22 protein-coding genes are annotated in these 24044 nt (G+C 44.5%); 7 read left to right on the top strand and 15 right to left on the bottom strand.

What is annotated here, in order from left to right; translation table 11 throughout:
* Nucleotides 1-141 precede the first annotated feature (141 nt).
* From L6773_RS00220 to L6773_RS00165, 12 genes are all read right to left on the bottom strand, one after another.
* Nucleotides 142-378 (bottom strand): heavy-metal-associated domain-containing protein, encoded by a 237-nt coding sequence (locus L6773_RS00220; protein WP_237851818.1) that lies wholly within the window; start codon nucleotides 376-378, stop codon nucleotides 142-144.
* 121 nt (nucleotides 379-499) lie between these two features.
* Nucleotides 500-1060, bottom strand: a complete 561-nt coding sequence (locus L6773_RS00215) for an AraC family transcriptional regulator (protein ID WP_237851817.1) — start codon at nucleotides 1058-1060, stop codon at nucleotides 500-502.
* 55 nt (nucleotides 1061-1115) lie between these two features.
* Nucleotides 1116-2582, bottom strand: coding sequence for a multicopper oxidase family protein (locus L6773_RS00210; protein ID WP_237851816.1), 1467 nt, complete (start codon nucleotides 2580-2582; stop codon nucleotides 1116-1118).
* A gap of 6 nt (nucleotides 2583-2588) precedes the next feature.
* Nucleotides 2589-2804, bottom strand: a complete 216-nt coding sequence (locus L6773_RS00205) for an SHOCT domain-containing protein (RefSeq protein ID WP_237851815.1) — start codon at nucleotides 2802-2804, stop codon at nucleotides 2589-2591.
* An 84-nt stretch (nucleotides 2805-2888) separates the two neighbouring features.
* The gene (locus tag L6773_RS00200) at nucleotides 2889-3230 is read right to left on the bottom strand and encodes a P-II family nitrogen regulator (RefSeq protein ID WP_237851814.1); all 342 of its coding nucleotides are present in this window, start codon (nucleotides 3228-3230) and stop codon (nucleotides 2889-2891) included.
* A 22-nt stretch (nucleotides 3231-3252) separates the two neighbouring features.
* Nucleotides 3253-3765 carry a DUF3347 domain-containing protein gene (locus L6773_RS00195; protein WP_237851813.1) on the bottom strand — a complete coding sequence of 171 codons (513 nt, stop codon included), beginning with the start codon at nucleotides 3763-3765 and terminating at the stop codon, nucleotides 3253-3255.
* Nucleotides 3766-3798: 33 nt separating this feature from the next.
* On the bottom strand, nucleotides 3799-5541 hold the full coding sequence (locus L6773_RS00190) for an efflux RND transporter periplasmic adaptor subunit (protein WP_237851812.1): 1743 nt from the start codon (nucleotides 5539-5541) through the stop codon (nucleotides 3799-3801).
* A gap of 90 nt (nucleotides 5542-5631) precedes the next feature.
* Nucleotides 5632-6966: a TolC family protein gene (locus tag L6773_RS00185; RefSeq protein ID WP_237851811.1), complete on the bottom strand. Its 1335-nt coding sequence runs from the start codon at nucleotides 6964-6966 to the stop codon at nucleotides 5632-5634.
* A complete protein-coding gene (locus tag L6773_RS00180; protein ID WP_237851810.1) occupies nucleotides 6963-10721 on the bottom strand; it encodes an efflux RND transporter permease subunit in 3759 nt (1252 codons plus the stop codon). Before L6773_RS00180 ends, L6773_RS00185 begins: the two co-directional genes overlap by 4 nt.
* Nucleotides 10722-11074: 353 nt before the next feature.
* On the bottom strand, nucleotides 11075-11503 hold the full coding sequence (locus L6773_RS00175; protein ID WP_237851809.1) for a hypothetical protein: 429 nt from the start codon (nucleotides 11501-11503) through the stop codon (nucleotides 11075-11077).
* Between the two features lie 67 nt (nucleotides 11504-11570).
* Nucleotides 11571-12353: a platelet-activating factor acetylhydrolase IB subunit gene (locus tag L6773_RS00170; RefSeq protein WP_237851808.1), complete on the bottom strand. Its 783-nt coding sequence runs from the start codon at nucleotides 12351-12353 to the stop codon at nucleotides 11571-11573.
* A gap of 410 nt (nucleotides 12354-12763) precedes the next feature.
* Entirely contained in the window at nucleotides 12764-13444 is a 681-nt protein-coding gene (locus L6773_RS00165; protein WP_237851807.1) for a YiaD family glycine zipper/OmpA-like lipoprotein, read from the bottom strand.
* 203 nt (nucleotides 13445-13647) lie between these two features.
* Between L6773_RS00165 and L6773_RS00160 the strand changes: the two genes are divergently transcribed.
* Nucleotides 13648-13965, top strand: a complete 318-nt coding sequence (locus L6773_RS00160; protein WP_237851806.1) for a hypothetical protein — start codon at nucleotides 13648-13650, stop codon at nucleotides 13963-13965.
* Between the two features lie 11 nt (nucleotides 13966-13976).
* Here L6773_RS00160 and L6773_RS00155 read toward each other — a convergent pair whose 3' ends face one another.
* From L6773_RS00155 to L6773_RS00145, 3 genes are all read right to left on the bottom strand, one after another.
* Nucleotides 13977-14357, bottom strand: coding sequence for a fluoride efflux transporter FluC (locus tag L6773_RS00155; protein WP_237851805.1), 381 nt, complete (start codon nucleotides 14355-14357; stop codon nucleotides 13977-13979).
* Between the two features lie 3 nt (nucleotides 14358-14360).
* The gene (locus L6773_RS00150; RefSeq protein WP_237851804.1) at nucleotides 14361-15695 is read right to left on the bottom strand and encodes a Gfo/Idh/MocA family protein; all 1335 of its coding nucleotides are present in this window, start codon (nucleotides 15693-15695) and stop codon (nucleotides 14361-14363) included.
* Nucleotides 15696-15821: 126 nt separating this feature from the next.
* Nucleotides 15822-16172 carry a rhodanese-like domain-containing protein gene (locus L6773_RS00145; protein ID WP_237851803.1) on the bottom strand — a complete coding sequence of 117 codons (351 nt, stop codon included), beginning with the start codon at nucleotides 16170-16172 and terminating at the stop codon, nucleotides 15822-15824.
* A 721-nt stretch (nucleotides 16173-16893) separates the two neighbouring features.
* Between L6773_RS00145 and L6773_RS00140 the strand changes: the two genes are divergently transcribed.
* The 6 genes from L6773_RS00140 (at nucleotide 16894) to L6773_RS21585 (ending at nucleotide 24004) form a co-directional block, all read left to right on the top strand.
* Nucleotides 16894-17298 (top strand): hypothetical protein, encoded by a 405-nt coding sequence (locus L6773_RS00140; RefSeq protein ID WP_237851802.1) that lies wholly within the window; start codon nucleotides 16894-16896, stop codon nucleotides 17296-17298.
* A 69-nt stretch (nucleotides 17299-17367) separates the two neighbouring features.
* Nucleotides 17368-18621, top strand: coding sequence for a TolC family protein (locus L6773_RS00135; RefSeq protein WP_237851801.1), 1254 nt, complete (start codon nucleotides 17368-17370; stop codon nucleotides 18619-18621).
* Entirely contained in the window at nucleotides 18618-18908 is a 291-nt protein-coding gene (locus tag L6773_RS00130) for a hypothetical protein (protein ID WP_237851800.1), read from the top strand. Before L6773_RS00135 ends, L6773_RS00130 begins: the two co-directional genes overlap by 4 nt.
* Nucleotides 18909-18939: 31 nt before the next feature.
* Complete coding sequence (locus L6773_RS00125; protein WP_237851799.1) at nucleotides 18940-20595, top strand: efflux RND transporter periplasmic adaptor subunit; 1656 nt, start codon at nucleotides 18940-18942, stop codon at nucleotides 20593-20595.
* Nucleotides 20596-20616: 21 nt separating this feature from the next.
* Nucleotides 20617-23697 (top strand): efflux RND transporter permease subunit, encoded by a 3081-nt coding sequence (locus L6773_RS00120; RefSeq protein WP_237851798.1) that lies wholly within the window; start codon nucleotides 20617-20619, stop codon nucleotides 23695-23697.
* A gap of 97 nt (nucleotides 23698-23794) precedes the next feature.
* Nucleotides 23795-24004, top strand: coding sequence for a GDCCVxC domain-containing (seleno)protein (locus tag L6773_RS21585; RefSeq protein ID WP_304622102.1), 210 nt, complete (start codon nucleotides 23795-23797; stop codon nucleotides 24002-24004).
* Nucleotides 24005-24044 lie beyond the last annotated feature (40 nt).

Genomic DNA, 24044 nt, shown 5'->3' with positions numbered 1-24044 from the left:
GCAATATGTGAAACAGCTTATTTAAAGTGAGTTTTTCGACTTCTCCGACGGTTTGGGCAGGCAGTTCAGACCAAAAGTGGTCGAAGATGCGCCTGTCTACCGACAAGTCAGGCTCGAACTGACGTAAGTTTACAACTCACGCTATTTAACTCCTTTAAACTCATAACCGGCTTTTTCAATCGCCTGTTTAAAATCATCATCTGAAACCGAATCCGAATCATAGGTTATTGAGGCCGTTTCATTTTCGAGATCGACTGCCGCTTTTGTAACACCTTCTTGATTTTCAAGAGCTTTTTGAACGGCGTTTGAACAACCGGAACATGCCATTCCGCCAATTTGTACGACTGTTTGTTTTGTTGATGATTGTTGTGTGCTCATAGTTTTATTTATTTGGTTCATAGTAATTTCAGAAAAAATCTAAGTGATTCAATCAAACTTTTTGTTACAGGATTTTTGGAGATTGTTATAAAGTTTTGGCATAGGGATTGAGTTAAAAGATTTACAGATCATCCAGCGGGTGTCGGTGCGCGTTTCTCAGGTTTTTGAACTGTGTGGGTGTTGAACCGGTCACACTTTTAAACTGATTGCTGAGGTGGGCGGTACTTGAATAGTTGAGTTGGAAGGCAATTTCACTCAATGTAAGTTCATTATAGAATAACAACTCCTTAACCCTTTCGATTTTTTGGAGGATGTAGTATTTCTCGATATTAATGCCTTCGACTTCAGAAAAAAGATTGCTCAGATGGCTGTAGTCTTTGTGGAGTTCGTTCACAAGGTAGTCGGATAAATTCATTTCAAGAGCATTGTTCTTATTATGAACCAGATCCGTAATCAGATTCTTCACTCTTTCAATTGTTTGAGTTCGTTTATCGTCGAGCAAATCAAAGCCTTGGCTTTGTAGTTTTTTTACAAGAGTGTCTTTCAAGGAAGAAATATCCTCTTCCTGCAACTTCACCTCGCCCAGCTCTACCTGAACAGGTTGAAGTCCCACTTCCTCAAGTGTTGTTCTAACAGCCTGTTTGCAACGGCCACATACCATATTTTTGATGTAAATTCGCATGGGTCATAATAGGTTTAAGTAATCACTGTTTTGTTATTATTATTATTACCTACCCTTAAGTAATTTCTAAATTTGCCATCATACCTGCATCTTCATGTTCTAAATTATGGCAGTGAAATACATACAATCCGCTCTGAGCATTGAATGTCATAATCACTCGAACTCGTTCTCCCGGCATAACCAGAACGGTATCCTTCCATCCGGATTCGGTTGGAATTAGGTCTCGATAACCGCTTCGGTTTAACACTTTAAATTGTACAGCATGTATATGCATAGGATGGGGAACAGCGGAGTTGTTTATGAATTCCCAAATTTCTGTATCTCCCTGGCTTATTTGTTCATCAACGCGTAGCATTTCAAAGAGCCGCCCGTTAATGGTGTGTCCGGTCATCATCTCCATGTTTAGCTCTATCTCTCGCTCTCGCACGACATCATTCCGGGAAGGAAAATTGATCTCAGAAAGCTGTTGGGGAAGATTGATCGAAGGCGATGAGTCCACATCATTGTTAATGCGGAATTTCATTAATGGAAATTCAATACCTTGTTCAGGCCCTCCCTGTCCCATCATTTGAGGCATGTTTCCCATCATTCCTCCATTTGAAGGCACTGAAAACTCTTTGCTGATTAACTCTGTTGAGTTTCCGGAAAATCCTTCTGAGAAATCAACCAGTAAATCTGCCCGTTCTCCGGGTGCTATCAGAAGTTCCGAAGTTTCAACAGGTTGAGGTAAAAGTCCCCCGTCTGAACCTATCACGGTAAAAGAATGTCCATTGCGAAAAGCAATATTATAGATTCTGGCATTGGAACCATTCAACAATCTCAGGCGGTAAGGTCTGGCCTGAACTTCATGATGTGGGTTGGGGACACCATTAATAAATATATGCTCGCCCAAATAGCCCGTCATCATACGTTCCGGCATGGAAGGGTTGTAGTATAAGTTACCAGAGTCGTCTATTTTTCGATCCTGAATGATCAGTGGTATTTCAAATTCTCCAGAGGGTAGGTTGAGTGCTTCTTCCTCTTCATCTGTAACAATAAAAAAACCTGCTAATCCGCGATACACTTGAGGTCCTGTAATTTGATGAGGATGCGGGTGATACCAATAGGTTCCGGCGCGTTGATTGATTTTGAAATCATACGAATAATTTCCCTCAGAAATTACGTCTTTTGGGTGCCCGTCCATTTCCGGAGGTACGATCATTCCGTGCCAGTGGATAATGCTTTCCTGCCCAATATCATTTTGAAATTGGATTTGAAATCGTTCTCCTCTTCTTTTACGAATTGTGGGACCAGGTAAACTTCCGTTAAACAAGAAAGCGTCTAAAGAATATTCTCCGGCAATAGTAAGGTTGCTGGGAGACGCTTTTAGTTCATCACGATCCAAACTTTCGGGAAACTGGAGTGGATATTGATAGAGTTCCGAACGGCTGGTACCATCAGTAACGCATGATGTTATAATGGAGGGAGCCAACAATAAACCTGCACTGGCTCCTGTATATTTTAAAAAGGTTTTTCGGTCCATATCCTGCTATTTAAGCAATTCCTTTTTTCGTTTGTTGAACTCCTCTTCATCAATTTCACCCTCAGCATATCTGCGTTTGAGTATATCCATGGGTGTCTCTTTTCTCTGTTTGTTTTGACTGGTATTCATGAAGGCCCGAATGAGAATAATTACCAGTGCGATAATTAAAAACCACCAGAAAAACATCATCCAGCCTCCTCCGAAAAATTGAAAATCATGCATAATTTTATTGCTTTATGTAAGATTTAGTGAAATAGTTCTTTACATCGATTATTTAGCGTCTATTCATAATGTTAACTGAAAAGTTCAGTAAATTACTTTTGCTCCCTTTTTACCATCACGAATTCTTACCATCTCCTCAATAGGCATAACAAAAATAATTCCATCGCCTTTCGATTCTGTTGAGGTAGTATTCCGGATAATTTTAATAATTGAGGGTACATCCTCATCCACAGCAGCAATTTCAACTTTTACAACATGTGAATGCATGGCCGGAAAATTTAGCGAACCGTGTGCGTGTTCCGGGTCTGTATACTGTCCTGCACCTTCTCCACGGAACACTGTGATACAACAGTGTCCTTCAGATCGTAGGGTTTTGTACATCTCTTCCAATAATATCGGACGGATGTAAGCTTTAACTAACTTCATAATTCCTCCTGATTAATGTTTGCTAAATCTGCTCTTGCAAAGATCCACAAGTGGACATCATCGAACCATAATATGGATTTTTAATCTCTTCGTTCTCACTGAGCCATCTTGCTCCATCGCCATTGTCAGCCATCGGGCAGAATTGAACATGGAGATTGGTTTTGATATTCTGATTTTTTACGGCTTTGATCAGCTCTGCAGAAATTTCATCGAATGAGTTGCGGAGTTGGTCAATATTTTCAGCATTGGATGCCGATTCAACCGCAGTAATCATAGTGCTGTGATGAGTTTCATGCATCAGACTGTGCTCGGGATGATGTTTCATCTCATTATTTGTAGTTATCTCTTGTGAAAAACTTTGAAGAGCGGATTTAGCCCCTTCAAAATTGTCATTCACCAAGGCACGTTTGATTTCCAGATATTCGGTTAAAAGTGTTTCAAGGTGTTCGCTGTGTTGATGATTTCCACTTTCTTGTGCTAAAATCGTTGAAGTGATTAAGAATACAAGAGCGATTAAAATGAATAACTTTTTCATGATTTTGATCTGTTTATGATTAGAAATATCGTTTTAAAGTGCTTCGATGGTTTCTCCGCAGTTGTGCATTTGATCCCCGTAGTATGGATTTGCAATCTCTTCGTTATCACTGATCCATTGACTTCCGCCTCCATACATTGGGCAAAACTGTTTATATAAAGTTCCTTCGTATCCAAACTCTTCCACGGCGGCAATCAGATCTTCAGACACCTGTTTAAAAGCGGCACGAAGCTCCTCGATATTGGTTGTGCGGATATCTGTGAATGAGCGAAATTGGGTATTCGCTTCAACATAATCGTCATTGGCAAGTGCTGCTCTTGTTGCAAGATAAGCCGGCATGATCGAATGAATATCTTGTTGAGATTTAATATTCAAACCCTGGGGCTCGTTAGGTTCCCTGGCTGACTCTATCTCAATCTGCTGATGTTGGGAGTGATCCTCATCGCCGTCCTGGTTCGTGTCCATTTCCTCGAACGATTCCAAAGGCATGGTATGCCCTTCATGTCCCGATCGGTTTGTACCGGTGCCGGGTTCCCTATTCATCATACTTAGTTTATCAGACAATTGAGCTGCACTGTCGATCTTGAAAGTTCCATTGGTGACAACCTGCTCACCTTCAGAAAGACCTGACTCAATCACGTAAAAACTGCCGGCTCGATTCCCCAGTACGACTTCTCTCGCTTCAAACGTTGGGGTTTCCATATTGGGAAGTTGTACATACACAATTGATCGTTTTCCCGTCCACATAACAGCAGATCGTGGAACCATTAACTGAGCTTCAGCTGAATTACCTGACTGTATTTCGGCTGTTGCAAGCATGCCGGGTTTCAATTGATTTCCACGATTCTCAACCCTCGCCCGTATGGTAGCTGTTCGGGATTGATTGTCCAGGAATGGATCCACATAAACCACGGTAGATTCAAATGTTTGCCCCGGAACAGCTTCAATTGTAAACCGGATATTATCTCCTTCCTCAATTGAGGAGATGTTAGACTCAAAAGCCTGGAAATCAACCCACACCGTTGAGAGATCTACGATGCGGTAGAGCATTTCGCCTTCCATGACATGGTCTTCCCGGGATATGGCCAGTTGGGAAACATATCCGCCGACCGGGGAATAGAAGTCCAGTTCCGTCATAATTTCTCTACTCTGCTCTATCTGGTTGATGGTGCTCTCCGGGAATTCCCAAAGAAGAAGCTTGCGCCTGGATGCTTCGTAGAGTCGGGGATTTTGATTTTTAAACTTTGCCGTTTCAAGTAATTCCTGCTGTGCTGCAATTAATTCAGGGGAATAGATGGACGCCAACCGTTGGCCTTTTCTTACATACGTGCCGGCATAGTCCACATACAAATCACGAATTCGACCGGGAAAATGTGCCGTCACATTCGAGACATTATTTTGATTCTCTGTGACTTTACCCGGCAACCTGAAGGTGCTCACTGCTCGGTCTCTCACAACTGCTGTCGTCTGTATTTCAGCCAGTTTCATCGATGCCGGGGTCATCGTCATTGTATATGGATTATCTGCCGCTTGATTGGATTCATCCTCGGCGGGAATCAGTTCCATCCCGCAAATTGGGCAGTTTCCCGGCTCATTCTGACGAACCTGCGGATGCATGCTGCATGTATATACAACATTTCCCTGTTCATCTGTATGTGCCTCTTCAATGTGCTCATCCATCGGTTGCTCTGAGCCGGATCCTCCAAAAAAGAGGTATCCGATAAACAGTCCAAGTATCAACAATCCGGCATAAAGAAGTATATTTTTTGTATTCATGATTTTTGAGTTTAGTAGTGAGTATCAAGTAGTAAGTATTGAGATGGTTCAGTTTTTCTTAATACTTGCTACTCAATACTGTTTATCTATTTAAATTTCGTTTGGATTGATATTGTTCTGTCCTGTCAAATACTCGACGTATGCGGCTGCCTTATACATATCAGCGAGAGCTTGAATTCGGTTGAGTTGGTAGTCAAGCAACTTCCGTTGCATACGGAGAATCTCTTCAAAATTGGAGCTGTCCGCTGAGTATGCTTGCATCATGATGGTGAGAGCCTGGTTCACTCGCTGGATCTGTGTTTGATCGTACAACTCAAACCGACGGTCTGCATCATAATAGTCTCTTAAAGATTCATCCAAGTCGGTTTCAAGAGAATTTTCTTTGGATGAAATCTGCATTTGCGCTGACTGAATATTTTGTTCTGCTTGTTGAACCTGCGCATTATACTTATTTCTGAACAACGGAATCCTAAAACTTGCACGTGCAATTAAGGCGTCTTTTCCATTGTCAGTCAACCCGGCCATATCTGTACGTTCACCTGTAAAGATGTAATCAGCACCAATCCCAAAAGATGGTTTGCCATCTTTAGCCGCTAACTCCTTCATCTCTTTGGAGGATTCCTCTTGATATCGCAGCCGGGACAGTATTGGATTTTCCTGAATCAATTGATTTCTCAGTGATTGAGAATCATCCAAAAGAAGATCCGCATGCAGAGTATCCGGAACGTGAATCTGAATATTTTCCGGATGGTTAAGCAGTTCACTGATTTTCTGTTCCAGGACAGTCCGGTTATCCCGAAGAAGTGCCAGTTGTGTCTTCAGGTCTTCCTGTTCAATCTGGGCTCGCAATACATCAACTTGTGTGGCTTGATTAGTTTCATATCGGCGAAGGCTGATCTCCACTAACGAGTTCAGGATCTCAAGATTCTCTTTCGCTATTTCGATACTTCGATCTAACTCGTAGAGATCCAGAAAGGCTTTTTCGGTTTGATAGAATACCCGATTTCGTGTTTCCCGAAATGTCTCGAAATGAGCTTTTGTTTGAATGGATGCTATTTCCCGTTTATCACCAAGAGTTCCAAACCAGGGAAACATCTGCGTGAGGGAAATGCGTGCCTGTTGGGGGCCGAGGCGAGTTTCAATCGGACTGATGAAATAAGCAAAGGCAATCTCAGGATCAGGCAAAACACCCATTTGATCCGGTTCTTCCAGGCTCGCAAGATATTGATGAAAAGCAGACCGTACTTCAGGATTATTCTCTGCTGCGATCTTTTGGTAATCTTCGATGGATTGCGCATTCAGCAAAAAGGGCATTGCCATAATGAGAGTAAAAAGAATCAACCGCAGGGTTCGCAGAGCGTTCGCTGAGTAAACTTCAGCATTCGATATTCTTTTGTTCATTATTCGATATTCTGTAGTGTTCATTTCATACTCCGTTTAAGTTGAAATTCTTTCCAGATGAAGTAGAGGACGGGAACCACAAAGAGGGTGATGACCTGCAGTAACATTCCTCCAACACTTGGAATAGCCATTGGAACCATGATGTCCGAACCGCGACCGGTGGATGTCAAGACCGGCAGCAGGGCCAGGATGGTTGTGGCGGTTGTCATCAGAGTCGGCCGGATTCTTTGTGAGCTCGCTTCAACAACTACTTCCCGCAGTTCTTGTAAACTTGAGGGCCGTTTTCGGTCATACAGCTGATCGAGATACGTAGCCATTACGACACCGCCGTCTGCCGCAATTCCAAACAGAGCGATAAACCCAACCCAAACCGCCACACTCAAATTGACAGTTCCCATCTGAAAGACCTCTCTGAGGTTTTGTCCGAAAAGGTCGATGTTTAAAAACCACCCCTGCCCATAGAGCCAAATGAGTAAAAAGCCACCGGCCCAGGCCACAAAAATACTGGTGAAGATCATGCCTGTTGTGGCTACGGACCTGAACTGGAAGTACATGATCAAGAAGATGATGACCAGGGCAATTGGCAGGATGATGCTGAGTCGTTTCTCAGCACGTACCTGGTTTTCGTAATTTCCGGCAAATTCAAAGTTGATACCGGCCGGGACAATTAACTCTCCTGAATCGATTCGATCCTGGATAACGGTTCTGGCATTCTCCACAAATTCTACTTCGGCGAAGGAGTCCCGCTTATCAAAAATCACATAGCCAACCAGGAATGTGTCTTCACTTTTGATCGCTTGGGGCCCCTGCCGGTAATTGATCTCGGCAAGTTGTCCCAATGGAATTTGCGTGCCGGTTTTTGTGGGCACCAAAAGTTCAGAAATTGATTCTGGATCACCTCTCAGTTCACGAGCAAAACGGACGCGAATATCATAGCGCTCCCGTCCCTCTACCGAAGTAGATACAGGCATTCCCCCGATTCCGGCCGTTACGAAATGTTGAACATCCTGCATGGAGAGCCCGTAACGTGCCAATTCATTTCGGTTCCAGTCGATCTCTAAATACGGTTTCCCGACGATGCGTTCTGCAAACACCGAGGATGCATTGACTCCCGGAACCTCCCGAAGAACATCCTCAAGTTGAAGTCCGAATGATTCGATCGTTTCAAGATTATCGCCTTTCACTTTAACTCCCATTGGTGCACGCATGCCCGACTGAAGCATCACGAGGCGTGTTTGGATAGGTTGAAGTTTTGGTGCAGAAGTTGTGCCCGGAATTCTGGATGCCTCAACAATTTCATTCCAGATATCATCAGGCGATTGAATTTCATCCCGCCACTGGCGATAGAATTCTCCGTCAGAATCAGGAATCAATGCACCATTTTCATCCCGGACGAATTCATCGTTGTCATCCACGCGATAGCGAATTCGTCGGCCGCTCTCATCCGTTTTGTATTCTGATTTATAAAGAATCACATTCTCAAACATGGAGATAGGGGCGGGATCGAGAGCGGAGTTCGTTCGCCCCATTTTTCCGACGACCGTTTCCACTTCCGGAATGGAGGCGACAGACATATCCAGCTTCTGCATCACGTCCATCGCTTCCTCGACACCCGCGTGTGGCATGGTTGTGGGCATTAATAGAAAGGCGCCTTCATCCAAAGTGGGCATAAACTCTTCGCCTAAACCGGGGAATGTACCTGTTGCAGATGACCAGAGTGAGGTCGTTCGAACGTTTACCCCCACAGCATCAAAACCGGTTGCTATAAATCCAAATACAGAGGCAAATCCCAGCCAGATCATCATCCCCAAAACAACAAACGTTGTAGGAAGGGCTAGAAATGTCTTTTTATAATCCAGGCACCAGGAGATCAACCGGTCATAGTATTTGATGATCAGCCAAAAACTGACCAGGATGACGGCAATCAGTATTACAATAAAAATCAGGTTTCCAAGGAATGAGACGGAGGGGCCGAATGGGAGCCAATATTTTGTGAGCAGCCAGGTGACGACTGCAACCGCCAAAACATTATTGAGCAGCGGAATTCGTTGCTGATAATTTTCATCAAGAAAAAATCCTGCACCGTTGATGAGGCCAAATCCTAAAATCAGGAGTCCGGCCCATCCTGAAACAGTAAATACAATAACGAATCCACTAATAACCAATAAGCCGTTCCATCCCAATTTGAGTTTTCGACTGTTTACTTTAAATCCAAAAAACCAGTGCGCAAACGGTGGAATCAAAGTGATGGCTATGATTATGGATGCTATCAGGGCAAAGGTTTTTGTGTAGGCAAGAGGTTTAAAGAGTTTCCCTTCGGCCGCAATCATCGTAAAGACCGGCAGGAAACTGACAATCGTCGTTGTTACAGCCGTTATCACAGCGGACGCAACTTCAACCGTGGCATTGTAAATTACTTCGAGAAGCGACTCATCTTCATCCATATCCTCCATATGGCGGAGCATGTTTTCAGACAGGATAACGCCCATATCCACAATGGTACCGATGGCAATTGCAATTCCGGACAGCGCCACGATATTAGCATCCACGCCAAAATATTTCATGCCGATAAAGCTCATCAGAACCGCAAGCGGCAGCATGGTTGAGATCAGGATGGAGGTCCGAAGATTAAGAACCATAATCACGATCACGATAATCGTAATCAGTATTTCGAGAGTGAGAGCTTCTTCAAGGGTGTAGAGAGTTTCTCCAATCAGTTCTGAGCGGTCATAAAACGGGATAATGGTTACTTTTGAGACGGTTCCATCGGAAAGAGTCTTGGATGGAAGTCCGGATGAGATCTCCTCAATTTTGGCTTTTACATTGTCAATCACCTGTTGGGGATTGGCATTTTGGCGGGCTACCACCACGCCGCCAACGGCTTCGGCTCCTGCTTTGTCGAGGGCGCCGCGCCGCTGTGCAGGACCCATCGTGACAAACGCCACATCCTGAATTCGAATGGGCGTGTTATCCACCACTTTTACAACGGCAGATTCCAGGTCGTCGATACTTTTGATATAACCAAGTCCGCGAACCAGGTATTCGGCATTGTTCATCTCAAGCGTTCGGGCACCGGTTTCCACATTGCTATTGCGAACCGCCTCAAAGACATCCGAAAGAGTAACATCGTAAACCATCATTTTGTTTGGGTCGACATCCACCTGGTATTCCCGAACAAATCCACCAATGGATGAGACTTCAGCCACACCCTGCGCTCCGGAAAGTCCGTATCCCACATAAAAATCCTGGATCGATCGAAGCTCTTGTGGATCCCAGCCGCCGGTCGGATCTCCGTTTTCGTCGCGCCCTTCAAGCGTGTACCAATACACCTGTCCCAAAGCCGTGGCATCGGGACCGAGTGCCGGTTGAACATTTCCGGGTAGGGTTCCGGCGGGCAACGCATTGAGTTTTTCAAGGATGCGCGAGCGACTCCAGTAGAATTCAATATCCTCTTCAAAAATCACGTAGATACTGGAGAGGCCGGTCATAGAGGTACTTCGAACGGTTCGAACTCCGGGTACCGTTAAAAGTTGGGTCGTGAGCGGATAAGTGATTTGATCTTCCACATCCTGTGGCGACTGACCCGGCCATTCGGTATAAACGATCTGTTGATTCTCACCGAGATTTGGTATGGCATCCACCGGAACCGGGTCGCGCGGGATGGAATCGATATTCCAGTCAAACGGCGCAGTGGCGATACCCCATCCGGTCAGTACCAGTAAAAGCAGTACTGCAACTAATTTATTTTCAAGAAAAAAGCGAATGATTTTGTTAGTCATGCTAAGTGAATTTCGAAGTCTCGACAGTTATGGAAGTCTTTAGTCATGCTGAGTGTTTCAGTCCCGATTTTTCGGGGAGTCGTTAGTTGCCGATGTATAATCGGTTTTTAGGTTTTTAGGTTTTTTTGATGGGTTTGAGTAGGAGAGAATTGAATTATTCCCCTCTCGAGAGGGGACAGATGGGAGAGCGTTTAGCGAACCATCAGGGGTGTGTTGAGCCTTGATCAAGCTTGTAAACTAAATTAAGCTTGGACTAAATAGCCCAACGAAAAACCCACCTCTGAGCATACGCTGAACGCTTTATGCTCTGTCTCCTCCATGGAGGAGAGACTCTCTTCCCTAAAAGAGAAATGCTAATTCAAAAATGTATCGTACTGGAGGTAGAGAGGGGGAGAATGTTCAAGGGCATCTGCAAAGTAATCTTCAAAGATAAACTCGTCAGGCGAGGTGACTATGAAGTTGAAGCCCGTTTGAGAGAGAATTGCTGCAGATGATTTAGCAGTGGGGACTCTAAATTGATTTTTTACCTGTGTGATATCTACAGTACAGGCACAGATTTGAGCCTCTTTGCAGTCGTGATGATTTTTATGAGTTGCTTCTTGCTTCGTTTGATCTGAAATACAGCAATCGTGTGAATCATCCATCATCTCATGATGACTCATCTCCATCATGCAAAAATCTACAAGCTGTTTGGCCTGTAAAACTGATGGCAGCAATAAACCTAAAACCAGCAGTAGTGCTGCAGATTTTGTAAAGATTTTATATGATTTAGATTTTTTCATCACAAACTTAATATTACAAAAATTTTAGAAAAAGTAATATTGGTACAGTCACAAGTAGTAAACTGATTTAGTTTTTTAATAATTCATCAATTATTGGCTGCATGGCCTCTGCCCAAAGCTGATACCCATATTCGTTGGGATGGAGCAAATCCGGCATAATCTCTTCAGATAAAACACCATTGTCATCCAAAAAGGTATCATTGATGTTCAGAAAGTGAACGCGTTCGCCATCTGCAAATTGCGCAATTCTTTCATTGATTTGACTATTCAGCTGACGCAACTCGCCATCGGGAGAAGACTCTCTCGGGAAAATCGCTAACATGAGGACTTCGGTATCTGGTAATCGTTGTTTCAATTCATCTAAAATCATCTCAATTCCCCTGGCGGTGCACTCGGGTGGATCCTGTCTATGACCGGTATTATTTGTGCCGATCATAAGAATTGCCAGCTCCGGATCGATTTCATCCAGTTCACCATTCTGAAATCTCCATAAAACATTCTCAGTTCGATCACCACCGAACCCGATATTGTAGCCACCGTAAGGAGCATAATATTCATTCCAAACTTCCTTTCCCGAATCTTCCCATCCGTGCGTGATTGAATTTCCAATGAAGAGTAGTTTTGCATCTTCACGACCCTCTTCTTCAAGTTTGGCTTCGTGGCGGGGCATCCACCATTCCACGGCCCATTCTTCCTGCAGAGTTGCGGGAGTTAATGCAGGAGCGTCGGCCGGACATGTTTGGGCTGTTACCTGAGCAGAGCTTAAAAAGAGTAGTAAAAATAAAAATGCCGGTAACCGATTTAAGAAATTCTCTTTCATGGTGAGTTTTATAAGGGATCGTTCATTCAACTGTTTCATTAACCTAAAATACTAAATTCCCTGTATCGGTCTACTCGAAAGTTGAACCTCAAATTTTTACCGGCATTCGTTGTATCATTTTGAGAATATTTCCAAACAAAAGCTTCGCAGATGAGTTGGTTCATAGTCAATTCGCTGACCATAACTTGAGTTGCATCCCCTTTAAGAACTTATCGCCCAACCCTGCGATAAAGTTTCGGTGGTGGTGCTTAATTTTCGCCTTGGGTTTTCAGGAGTTGACTTCTTGACCCAGGGTTGCATCCCGCTTTGCAGGATTGACCCTGGGCTGTTATATGCGACCCCATTCGGGGTCAAAGTCTCAATTGATAATAAATACGAAGTATCTAAAAAAGTAGTCGGATTAACAGTCATCCTAAGTTATCAGAGGGAATTCATAGAAATTAGTCTTCCTGGGCTTCCTGCAGTTCGGAGATATATTCATCACTCGCAAAGATAGCTACCTCTACGCGTCGGTTTTCCTGACGCCCTGCTTCAGTATCGTTTTCCGCAATTGGTTCGCTTTCTCCTCGTCCTTCAGTATCAACACGATTAGCGGCGATACCCTGCGAAATAATATAATCTGCGGCTGAGTCTGCGCGTCGTTCACTTAAATTCTGGTTGTAACTTTCCCGTCCAACAGAATCGGTGTGACCTACAATCAGGAGTTCGGTATTATCATCCTCTCCCATGATTTCTGCTAACTGCTTTAGATTTTCCATCGCTTCAGGTCTCAATTCAGCTGAGTCAAAATCATACAACAAACCGGTGTCGAAACTGACCGCAATTCCCTCTTCAACACGTTGGATTTCTGCTCCTTCAAGATTTTCTTCAAGTTCGGCTGCTTTCTTATCCATCTGGCGTCCGATGATAGCACCAACCGTGCCTCCAACGGCTGCACCGGCAATAGCGCCGGCTGCTGTATTTCCAAGTGTTTTACCTATAACCGCCCCCGCTGCTGCACCGGCACCACTCCCTATTACGCCTCCTTTAGCCGTTTTACTCCATTGAGAGCATCCGGACATCAGGATTGATAAAGCTAAAACTGTTGAGATGATAAATGATAATTTTGATGTTCTATACATTATAGTCTTCAATTGGTTAATTTCTGATTCGAACATTTAAACAGCCCTCCGTTCAGATTGTTTCTTCCATTCTGGATCTCAATCCCTCAAAAGCATCGCATATTGATGTGATTTTGCATTTTTGCAGAAACAAATCGGCAGCTAAACTGTAATCTGATCAATAATATGATTGATTTGAATAATGGGAATCGAATAGTATAGCCATGAAAATGACCCTGCTTAAACTGATTGCATTTATACTCTTTGGCACTTTGATGTCTGGATGTATGGTATCGGGTGGAATCCTTATTGAACCAGAACCTGTGGTTATCGGTGATCCGCCGCGAAAAGACGAACCGAGAAGAGAACATCACCGAATAGGAAGAAAGCATCATATAAAGATACCTCCCGGACATATGCCACCTCCAGGGAAATGCCGTGTTTGGTTAGACGACCGTCCTCCGGGACAACAGCCGCCCCCGGTATCATGCCATAGTATCAGGCATAGAATTCCGTATGGTGCGGTTGTGGTTCGTGGTTAAATAAGAGTTGATTAGGTAAACCATTTCCCAATTTCAATTCCGGCCCATACCGCGGCGATACCGGTAAAAACCTGGAAGCCCATGTAGACCAACCCTTTTTGAAGAGAAAGTTCAGCCACTTCAAATCCTTCAAGGCCGAATGAGGAAAATGTTGTAAAACCGCCCAGGAATCCCACAACCAAAAAAAGCTTCACTGTGTTTTCCATCATTCCCTTTTCCTGGAGAATGGTGGCAACGATGCCGATCAAGATGCAGCCAATAATATTTACAGCTGCAGTTCCTGAAATGAGCCAGTTCGGTCCGATTAACTTGATTGTCCACACCGAGGTCAGGTATCGAAGAACGGACCCAACGGCTCCGCCGGCTGCAATGAAAAGTAGGTTCCGAATCATGAATTAGAGTACCGGAAATTTCCAGGGATTTCTATAATCAGATTTCAGGAGCTCATTTGGTTGATTTACATTGGTGATTTTCCTGGCCTGATGGTCCCACTCAATTCGTTCTCCGGTTCGATAAGCAATATTACCGAGGTTAGCAACAACCGCTGTATTGCTGGCGTAAGCGATATCTGCATTGGGCCGTTCACGAGTTTTGATACAATCAACAAAGTTTTGCATGTGATTATACAGGTCTTCTCCGTTGCTTTGTGTGGTCTCTACCCCGGTAATAATATTTTGAGGATTCCCATCTGAATCCGTTTCCGTCTCTGAAATTACTTCCCAGCCACCACGGTCGATAACGAGAGTTCCGTTATTGCCAATAAAAGCTACACCGTGATTACGCCCATAAGGGCCGCCATCAATTCCGGCTGCATGTTCCCAAATCATCGAAAAGTCATCAAATTCGTAGATCGCTTGCTGCGTGTCGGGTGTTTCCATCGCGTCATCAGGATAACCGAATTTCCCGCCGGTTGACAGGACTGTATTTGGTGCATCTACATTCATACCGTAGAGAATGATGTCGATCAGGTGAACACCCCAATCTGTCATCAAGCCTCCGGCATAATCCCAATACCAACGGAAATTGAAATGAAAACGGTTCGGGTTAAAAGGTCGATCCGGTGCAGGGCCCAGCCAGGAATCGTAATCTACCCCTTCAGGTACGGGTTGATTCGGTTTTACAGGAATAGATTCCATCCAGCCTTGGTAAGCCCACGATTTGGTTACCCGGATGTTCCCCAAAGCGCCCGACTGTAGATACTGGATGGCATCATTCCAGTGTTTCCCACTTCTTTGCCACTGTCCCACTTGTACAACGCGATTGGTTTGACGGGCAGCCTTCACCATCACATCACACTCGTCGGTATTCTTTCCGAGCGGTTTTTCAACATACACATCTTTTCCGGCCTGGCAGGCATGTACAGTTTGCAGACAGTGCCAATGGTCGGGTGTGGCTATGATCACAGCGTCTATATCATCATCTTCCAGCATTCGCCTGTAATCATTGTATAGTACAGCTTTCTGTCCGGTCATTTCTTCAAAATCAGCAGCCCGCTGATCCAGTACATTTTGGTCTACATCACATAACGCTTTGCATTCTACATTTTCTACTCTCAACAGATTTTGCAGATTGCTCCAGCCCATCCCTTTACAGCCAATGAGTCCGATGACCAGTTTTTCGTTGGGTGAGCCGGATAATATTGAAAATGATGTGGCGGGAAGGATTGAAGATGCGCCAAGTCCCATAATTAATTTTCCCGAGTTTGAGAGAAACTGTCTTCGTGTTGCCATATTTCTGGATTGAGTTTTGAGATCAGTAACTGCCTGTAATATAATCTCAAAATCACCAATAGGAAATGAAATTAAAAAAAGCCACCTCAAACCGAGACGGCTTCTGAATCAATTTAGTGTGTCTATTTAGATTTCATCGCCAACCAATTTGTACCCGGCTGACCTCCAACCAGCGAGTCCTTCCTGGAAGTCTATCACATTTGTATAGCCCATATCTTCAAGTTTTTCTGCAAGCTCGGGAGAGGCTGTGCAGTCAGCATTCGCGCAATAGACAACGATTTCAGCGTCTTTATAGGGAATGATATTTTCAGCCATTTCCGCATTCTCTGTTGGAATGTTTATTGAGCCGGGAATGTGCTTGGCGATATAGGCATCTTTAGCCAAAGCATTGATTAAAATCGGCGGTTGAGTGCCTTTTAGTCGTTGATTAAGTGTTTCTGCGTCAATTCGTTGAAGTGTTTTTACATCGGTAGTCATAACCTAAAAATTTGATTCTACTTTCTACCTTCGGTTGCATAACAATAGAGATCTTTTTGACATTCAATAATAGATCCTGAAAACGATTTTATGATACATTACCATAGCTGTCCAAACGTATCTAAAACTGGTAATAATGTTGTCTTATCAAATGTATGGGTAAATTTTGAGCGGTGTTGAATATTCAGACTCAGACTTAAATGAACCAAGTCTCTTGCAGGCCTTGAGCTTGTGGTAATTGCCACAAGTCAAAGGCTGAAGGCCTGCAAGAGTCAATATATTTCTAACCTCAAAATCGTTTTGGACAATTATGAACCATCACTATAATTGTTGTATTTGAATCACACGAAAAGCATGGTATCATTTTGGCAGTTTGGTGAGTAACCGGTCGAATTTATATGAAGAACTTCCTGAATTTTTAGATTTCAGTTAGTTATCTGATGGTTTGCTTTATCAGCTTGCTCCCGGGGATTGGTGGATTATAGCCGGTGATATTCGCAATCATAAGAGGCGATTGAAAATGAAAAAACAGAATGTCGAGCATAGGTAGTTTTCAGATCATTGTATTCATTAGTACGTTTAATGTAATTGCTTATCTGAAAGAGGCAGGGCGGGGAGTCACTTTTTGTAATTTTAAAGAATAGTGTTTGGTTTTAGGGCTATCAGAAAGTATTTTTTTTACGTGAAAAGAAAAGCTGATCAAATAATAAAAAAAATAACGGTGGCACTGATCTGTGCCGGCTTCACTTTGTCTATCCTTTTTGGCCAGGGTACGCATCTTCATTCATTCTTTGATCACCTGTTTGATCACGGAGACATTCATATCTATGTTCATTCGCACAGCCACAGTCACACACCTGATCACGAGTATGATGGTTCCATTTTTGATCTTGAAGATTCCCATAATCATCCCACCTCCACGCTGAATCTTAAGAGTGTTCGAACCACTACACTCCAACAAAATGTATTTCAGTTATCACAATCTTTTGTAGGTCTGATTTCAATTGACTCTGGATCTGTCATGGATATATTGAATCCAACATATTTGGATCTTCCTCCACCTGATCGCATTTCAAACCTTTTTCATCGCTATTCCTTTTCTCTTCGAGCCCCTCCTGTAGGATAACTTTGTCTGCCCTCCATTGACAGAATACTCTGTTCAAGCTTTCTACATTTTTAAATTAAAATTAACACCATGAATAGAATCAATTGGTGGATGATCTTTTTGGCATTGATCTCTTTGCCCGTGATTGTCCAATCCCAATCAAACCCCATTTCTCTTGAGGATGCTGTAGAGATGTTTAACGAAAACAGCCTTCAGCAAGAGCTTGCCAAACTGGATGAACTCCGCAAAAAGGGAGAAGCCATTCAGTTCAGCACATACTTTAATCCTGAAGTGAGTGTATTCCGTGAGCAGTTAAATGCCGGGACGCTTGATTACCAGGAGACGACCTATCAAATATCACAGCCGATTGAATTTCTGGGTCAGCCGTTTCTTCGGAAGCGAAGCTCTGAAGAGAGTCAAAAAGCGGCAGAATTCGATTATGCTTACGACCGCCAACTACTGCTTCGGCGAGTGAAATCACTCTATTCGGAGGCGTGGTATTTAAAAAATAAGCTTGCCGTTTACGATGATGCACTTTCGATCATCAATAACGCGCTAGAATCGGCAAAAGCCCGCCAGAGTGAGGGTACATTTTCAGGTATCCAGGTGCAACGGTTTTCTATAGAACAGAATCGTTACCTGAAGAGTCGAAACGAGGTGGAACTGAGCCTCAGGGAAGTGACGAATGAGCTCGAAACAATGATTCTTCCCAAAGAGGCACCGGTTGGCAGCATTTCTATTCAGGACTCACTCGGAGTCATTCCACTGACGCTTGAAAAAAATCTGTTGACAGATGCAGCGTTGGAGAGCCGGGCGGATATCAAGGCGCTGGAATCGCGGGTAAATGCCTCTTCATTTCGTTTAAAAGTAGAAAAACGTGAACGTCTGCCGGATCTGAACGTGAACTTCGGGTATAAAAATCAGTCCGATGGATCGGAAGGATATGTGTTGGGAGCCTCCATAAAACTGCCGATTTTTAGTCAAAATAGTGGGCAAATCACAACAGCACGGGCATCGGCTCAAACTCTTGAAACGTCACTTTATTTGAAGGAAAAGACAATTCAAAACCAGGTGGATATTGCCTACAACCGAGTGATGAATATCTATCAGCAGTGGGAAACGATGCAGGAGCAATCCTTTTCTCAGGATATGCTGGAAACGGCGCAGGCTTCTTATCAAGAGGGACGATATTCACTGGTTGAACTGCTTGATGCAACCCAAGCCTATGCAGACGGCCAAAGCCTGATCTACGAAACCATTGCCGATTACAACCAGGCACTCTTCCAACTTGAAGCGATGACTTCAGACCAACTCTTTACAACTCAAAAATCTATAGAACAATGAAATATACGATCTCAATTTTAGCACTTAGCATAGGATTTTTTTTAACGGGATGCGGTTCCGACGATGAAGGCCATTCACACGGCGAAGGCGCCGATCACACTCATGAGCAACCGGCTGAACAATCTACAGATGATAGCGACGCCGTTCGTATTGGTGGTGGAGAGGACTCTGATGAAGAAGAATCCGATCACTCTCATGACGAAGACAGCGATCACAGCCACGAGGAAGAACACAGTCATGATGATGATTCAACACATACTCACGGGAATGAAGACCATAGTCACTAATTCCCAATTATCAATACCAAATTTTGAAGCAATGAAACAGCTAATAGCATTTATTATTCTGAGTATATCCCTTTTTCTGGCGGGTTGTGGCGGTGGCGATGATCAGGCCCATACTCATGGAGAAGAGAGCGATCACACTCATGAACAGCCTGCACAACAAGCACAGGAAGATGACGGAAACTCCCATGATGGGGATTCTGATCATCAGCATGATGAAGAAGACCCCAAATTGGAGGGGGCCGGGATGATTACGAAGTGGACAGACAAAACGGAACTGTTTATGGAGTATCCTGAGCTAATTGTTGGGCAGGAAGCTACCTTCGCTGTTCACCTGACCCGCCTTTCGGATTTCAGCCCTATATCTAATTCGGAAGTGGAGTTCGTGTTTAGCTCTGAAAGAGGCATCGAAGGTTCCCTCACTGAAACGGAAGTCCAGGTTCCCGGAATTTACGGTCCGGATGTCATCTTTGACCGGGCAGGACGCTACAACCTGACCATTATCATTCAGGGAATGGTGGATGACACACTCCATGTAGATGGCATTCCCGTTTACGCTTCCGCAGAAGAAGTTCCACAGGTGCACGAGGAGGAAGATCCAAACCTGATAACCTTCCTGAAGGAACAACAGTGGAAGATTCCATTCGGAACGCAACCCGTTAGTCGCCAAACACTTTCAGAAACAGTGGAGGCTCACGGCGAAATCCAGCCGGTAAACAACCAGGAGGCTGTGGTTTCTGCACCGTTTTCGGGAATTGTCCTGAACAGCATGAATCAGAATCTGCCTGTGGTGGGTCAGCGAATCTCAAAAGATGCCGTTCTGGTTCGGTTGAACCCGGCGCTTCAGTCTTCTGATGGTGAGAATTATGCTCAGCAGATTATCAATGCACAGACCCAGATGGAACTGGCTCAAAAGAGATATGAGCGTTCACAACGGTTATACGAACAGGAAGCAATTCCGGAAATTGAACTTGAAGAAGCTCGGATTCAGTACCGGCAGGCACGTACGCAGTTTCAATCCATACAGGAAGTGGCGCAAATTGATATGTCGGGAGCGGATGTTTCTGGCGATTCCGAGGAAACCTATCGGTTCGATCTGAAGTCCCCAATCAACGGAGTGATTGTTGAAACGTTCGTGACTCCCGGAATGCAGGTGAGTGCCGGAGAACCGCTTTACAGAGTTGCGGATCTATCGAAGATCTGGCTGAATGTTCATCTGCCGGCTTTCAAACGGGCCTCGATTCAATCACCGGGCTCTGCCGTGTTTCGTGTTCAGGGAAGTGACAAGCTCTACACTCTTGAAGAGGTAAACGGACACATAGTAAGCATGGGGAGCAGTATCGATCCGCAAACGCGAACATTACCGGTAATTTATGAAATCGATAATGCTGAAAGTCAATTACAATCCGGTCTTTACACAACTGTAGAAATAGATACTGAAAGCAGAGAAAACGCACTGGCTATCCCGGAATCCTCACTGATTGAAGAAGAGGGCAATTTTGTGGTCTTCGTTCATGTCTCCGGTGAGTCGTTTGAAAAACGTACGATTACAACCGGCATTCGAAACCGGGGCTGGGTTGAAGTAACCTCCGGATTGAGTGAAGGCGAGCATGTTGTCACCCAAAATGCATACCAGGTGAAGCTGGCATCCCTTTCAACAGAAGCACCCGCTCACGGACACTCCCATTAATCGATTTAAGGAAAAACGATCATGTTAGATGCAATTATACGAGGTTCATTAAAGTACCGATTGGTGGTGCTGGTCAGTTCCGTGGTGATTCTTGCCGCAGGTATTTATACCGTTCAGAGAATGCCGGTGGATGTATTTCCAGACCTGACCGCACCGACGGTTACCGTTATGACGGAAGCTCATGGTTTGGCAGCTGAAGAAGTAGAACGATTGGTGACGATTCCCATTGAAACATCCGTAAATGGGGCAACGGGAGTACGCCGGGTTCGATCATCTTCAGCAAAAGGCATATCCATTGTTTGGGTTGAATTCGACTGGGGAACCGACATTTTCAGAGCTCGCCAGATCGTCAACGAAAAACTACAATTGGTGGCAAATAACCTTCCTGAAGAAGTTCCGCCGCCGATTATGGCTCCGATCTCTTCGATTATGGGAGAGATTATGCTGGTCAGTGTGGAAAGCGATCGGCATTCTGAACTGGAAGTCCGCACGGCGGCTGATTGGGAAATTCGCCGGAGACTATTGGCGATCCCCGGGGTTGCCCAGGTGATACCCATTGGAGGAGGCCAAAAGCAGTACCAGGTTCGGGTAAATCCCGAAAGGCTCAAAGAATACAATGTTACGCTGGACCAGGTTCTGGAAGCGACCGAAAGCGCTAATCAAAACTTCTCCGGTGGTTTTTTTAGGGAGTATAGCCAGGAATATACTATTCGCGGAATTGGCCGGGCGTACAGTGTAGAGGATATAGAAAATTCAGTAGTCACAGAAAGAAATAGCATTCCAATTACCATTGGAGATGTTGCCGATGTTCAGATTGCAGCAGCTCAAAAAATCGGGGATGCTTCTGTGAATGCAGAACCGGCCGTGATCATATCGATCCAGAAACAGCCGGAAACGAATACGCTTGAGCTAACCGAGAGGGTGGATGAAACACTGGCCCAAATTGAGCAAAGTTTACCTGAAGGATTTTCGATCAACACACACCTGTTTCGGCAGGCTGATTTTATCGACTTGGCGATTGAGAATGTGATAGAAGCTCTGCGAGACGGCGCATTTCTGGTGATCATTATCCTGTTTCTGTTTCTTGCGAATTTCAGGACGACATTGATTTCACTGACAGCCATTCCGCTCGCGCTTATTTTTTCAGTTTTCGTACTCGAGTTTTTCGATATCACCATCAACACCATGACACTGGGCGGTATGGCCATTGCGATCGGTGTGATTGTGGATGATGCGATTATCGATGTGGAGAATGTATTCCGGCGTCTTCGCGAAAACTCAAAACTCCCCGAGAGTCAGCAGAAACCGGCCATTGATGTTGTGTTTGAAGGATCGAAAGAGATCCGTTCATCCATTATCAATGCCACGCTGATTATCATGATTGTGTTTATACCGCTTTTCTTTTTGAGCGGAATTGAGGGAAGAATGCTTCAGCCGCTCGGGTTGGCTTACATCATTTCGATAGGAGCATCGCTGATCATCGCCATGACTGTGACTCCGGCGCTATGTTACTATGTGTTGCCGAGCCAGGCTTCCAAAGGAAAACTGGAGGAGAGCTGGTTCACCAAAAAGTTAAAAGGCGGTTATGAAAAGGTTCTGGATTTCACGCTTCGGTTTAAGAAGATTATCATTGCCGGTACGCTCATACTTTTTATCGGCACGTTAATCGTAATTCCATTTTTAGGCCGCTCATTCCTGCCCGAGTTTAATGAGGGCACATTGGTGATTAGCGCGGTAACCATTCCGGGAACGTCACTGACGGAATCGAACCAAATGGGACGGAGAATTGAAGAGATCCTTTTGGAGCATCCCGGAATTTCATCCACGTCCCGAAGAACCGGCCGAGCTGAACTGGATGAGCATGCACAGGGAGTGAACGCTTCAGAAATTGACGCGAAGTTTACCGTTTCCGAAGGCTCATCAAAAGAGGAGATGTTGACGGAGTTACGGGAAGATTTGAGTGTTATTCCCGGAACGAATATCACAATTGGTCAACCGATTGGCCACCGGATCGATCACATGCTTTCGGGGACGAGGGCAAACATTGCCGTAAAAATATTTGGTTCTGATCTGTTCCGGCTTCGGGCACTTGCCGAGGAAGTTCGCGGTCAAATGGAAACCGTTGACGGCGTTGTGGATCTTGCTGTCGAACAGCAATCCAATGTTCCGCAGATTCAGATACGTCCAGACCGAAGAGCGATGGCACGCTATGGACTGACCATTCAAGATATATCAGAAATGGTGGATGTTGCCTTTGCCGGAGAAGTGGTATCCCAAATACTTGAAGGCGACAAAATGTTTGATCTGGTTGTTCGCTTTGATGAGGAGCACCGCGGGAGTATTGAATCGGTTCAAAATGCAACCTTCAATCTGAATGATGGAACCATTGTACCGCTGGCTGAGCTCGCATCCATTCAATCCAGGAGCGGACCGAACACTATCAGCCGTGAAAATGTGCAGCGAAAAATTGTAGTATCCGCAAATGTATCCGGCCGGGATCTGCGAAGTACGGTCGATGCGATTCGGGCGAATGTATCGGAGAATGTCAGTTTTCCACAGGGATATTTTGTGGAGTACGGCGGACAGTTTGAAAGCGAAGCTCAAGCTACACGGACCATCTCACTATTAAGCATCGTGGCAATCGCAGCGATCTATCTCCTACTGTATCTCGAATTCGGATCGCTAAAAACCGCATTATTAGTAATGGTAAATCTTCCTTTCGCACTAATCGGTGGGATCTACACTGTGCTCTTTACAAGTGGGATAATTTCTATAGCATCGCTGGTTGGGTTTATTACGCTATTTGGAATTGCCACAAGAAACGGAATTTTGATGGTATCTCACTATCAAAACTTGCGAAACCAGGGAAATGAGTTTATGCAGTCGATTCGTCAGGGGGCGATGGAACGGCTGAATCCAATTCTAATGACAGCACTAACGGCAGGTTTGGCGCTCATTCCTTTGGCATTAGCTGTGGGTGAGCCGGGAAATGAAATTCAGTCACCCATGGCACAGGTTATTTTGGGCGGATTGTTGAGTTCAACACTGTTGAACATGGTAGTGATTCCGGCGTTGCTGGCTCAGTTTGAAACCAGATCATAGGAAGCTGAAATCCTTATGCGATGTGCGATAAGAGGCACTACGAATCTTTATTCAAAACCATTAAACTTGTACTTTAATAGATTATAATTATCTAGCCATGCCAATAGTTAAGAAAAAATCCACGATTACCTGTCCTGAATGCGGGAATCTATCAGGAGAGGAGATGCCAACAGATTCCTGTCAATTTTTTTGGGAATGTCCGGAGTGCGGAGAAGTCTTGAAGCCCCAAAAAGGAGACTGCTGTGTCTTCTGTTCCTATGGTGATACACCTTGTCCTCCTATTCAAAAAGATCGAAGTTGTTGTTAATAGAATCAGAGAGAAAGTAAATCTTCAAATCAATTAAACA

Source organism: Rhodohalobacter sulfatireducens, from assembly GCF_022012475.1.
Lineage (GTDB): Bacteria > Bacteroidota > Rhodothermia > Balneolales > Balneolaceae > Rhodohalobacter > Rhodohalobacter sulfatireducens.
Note: the sequence above shows the minus strand (reverse complement) of the source record. Positions and strands in the feature narration are given on the sequence as shown.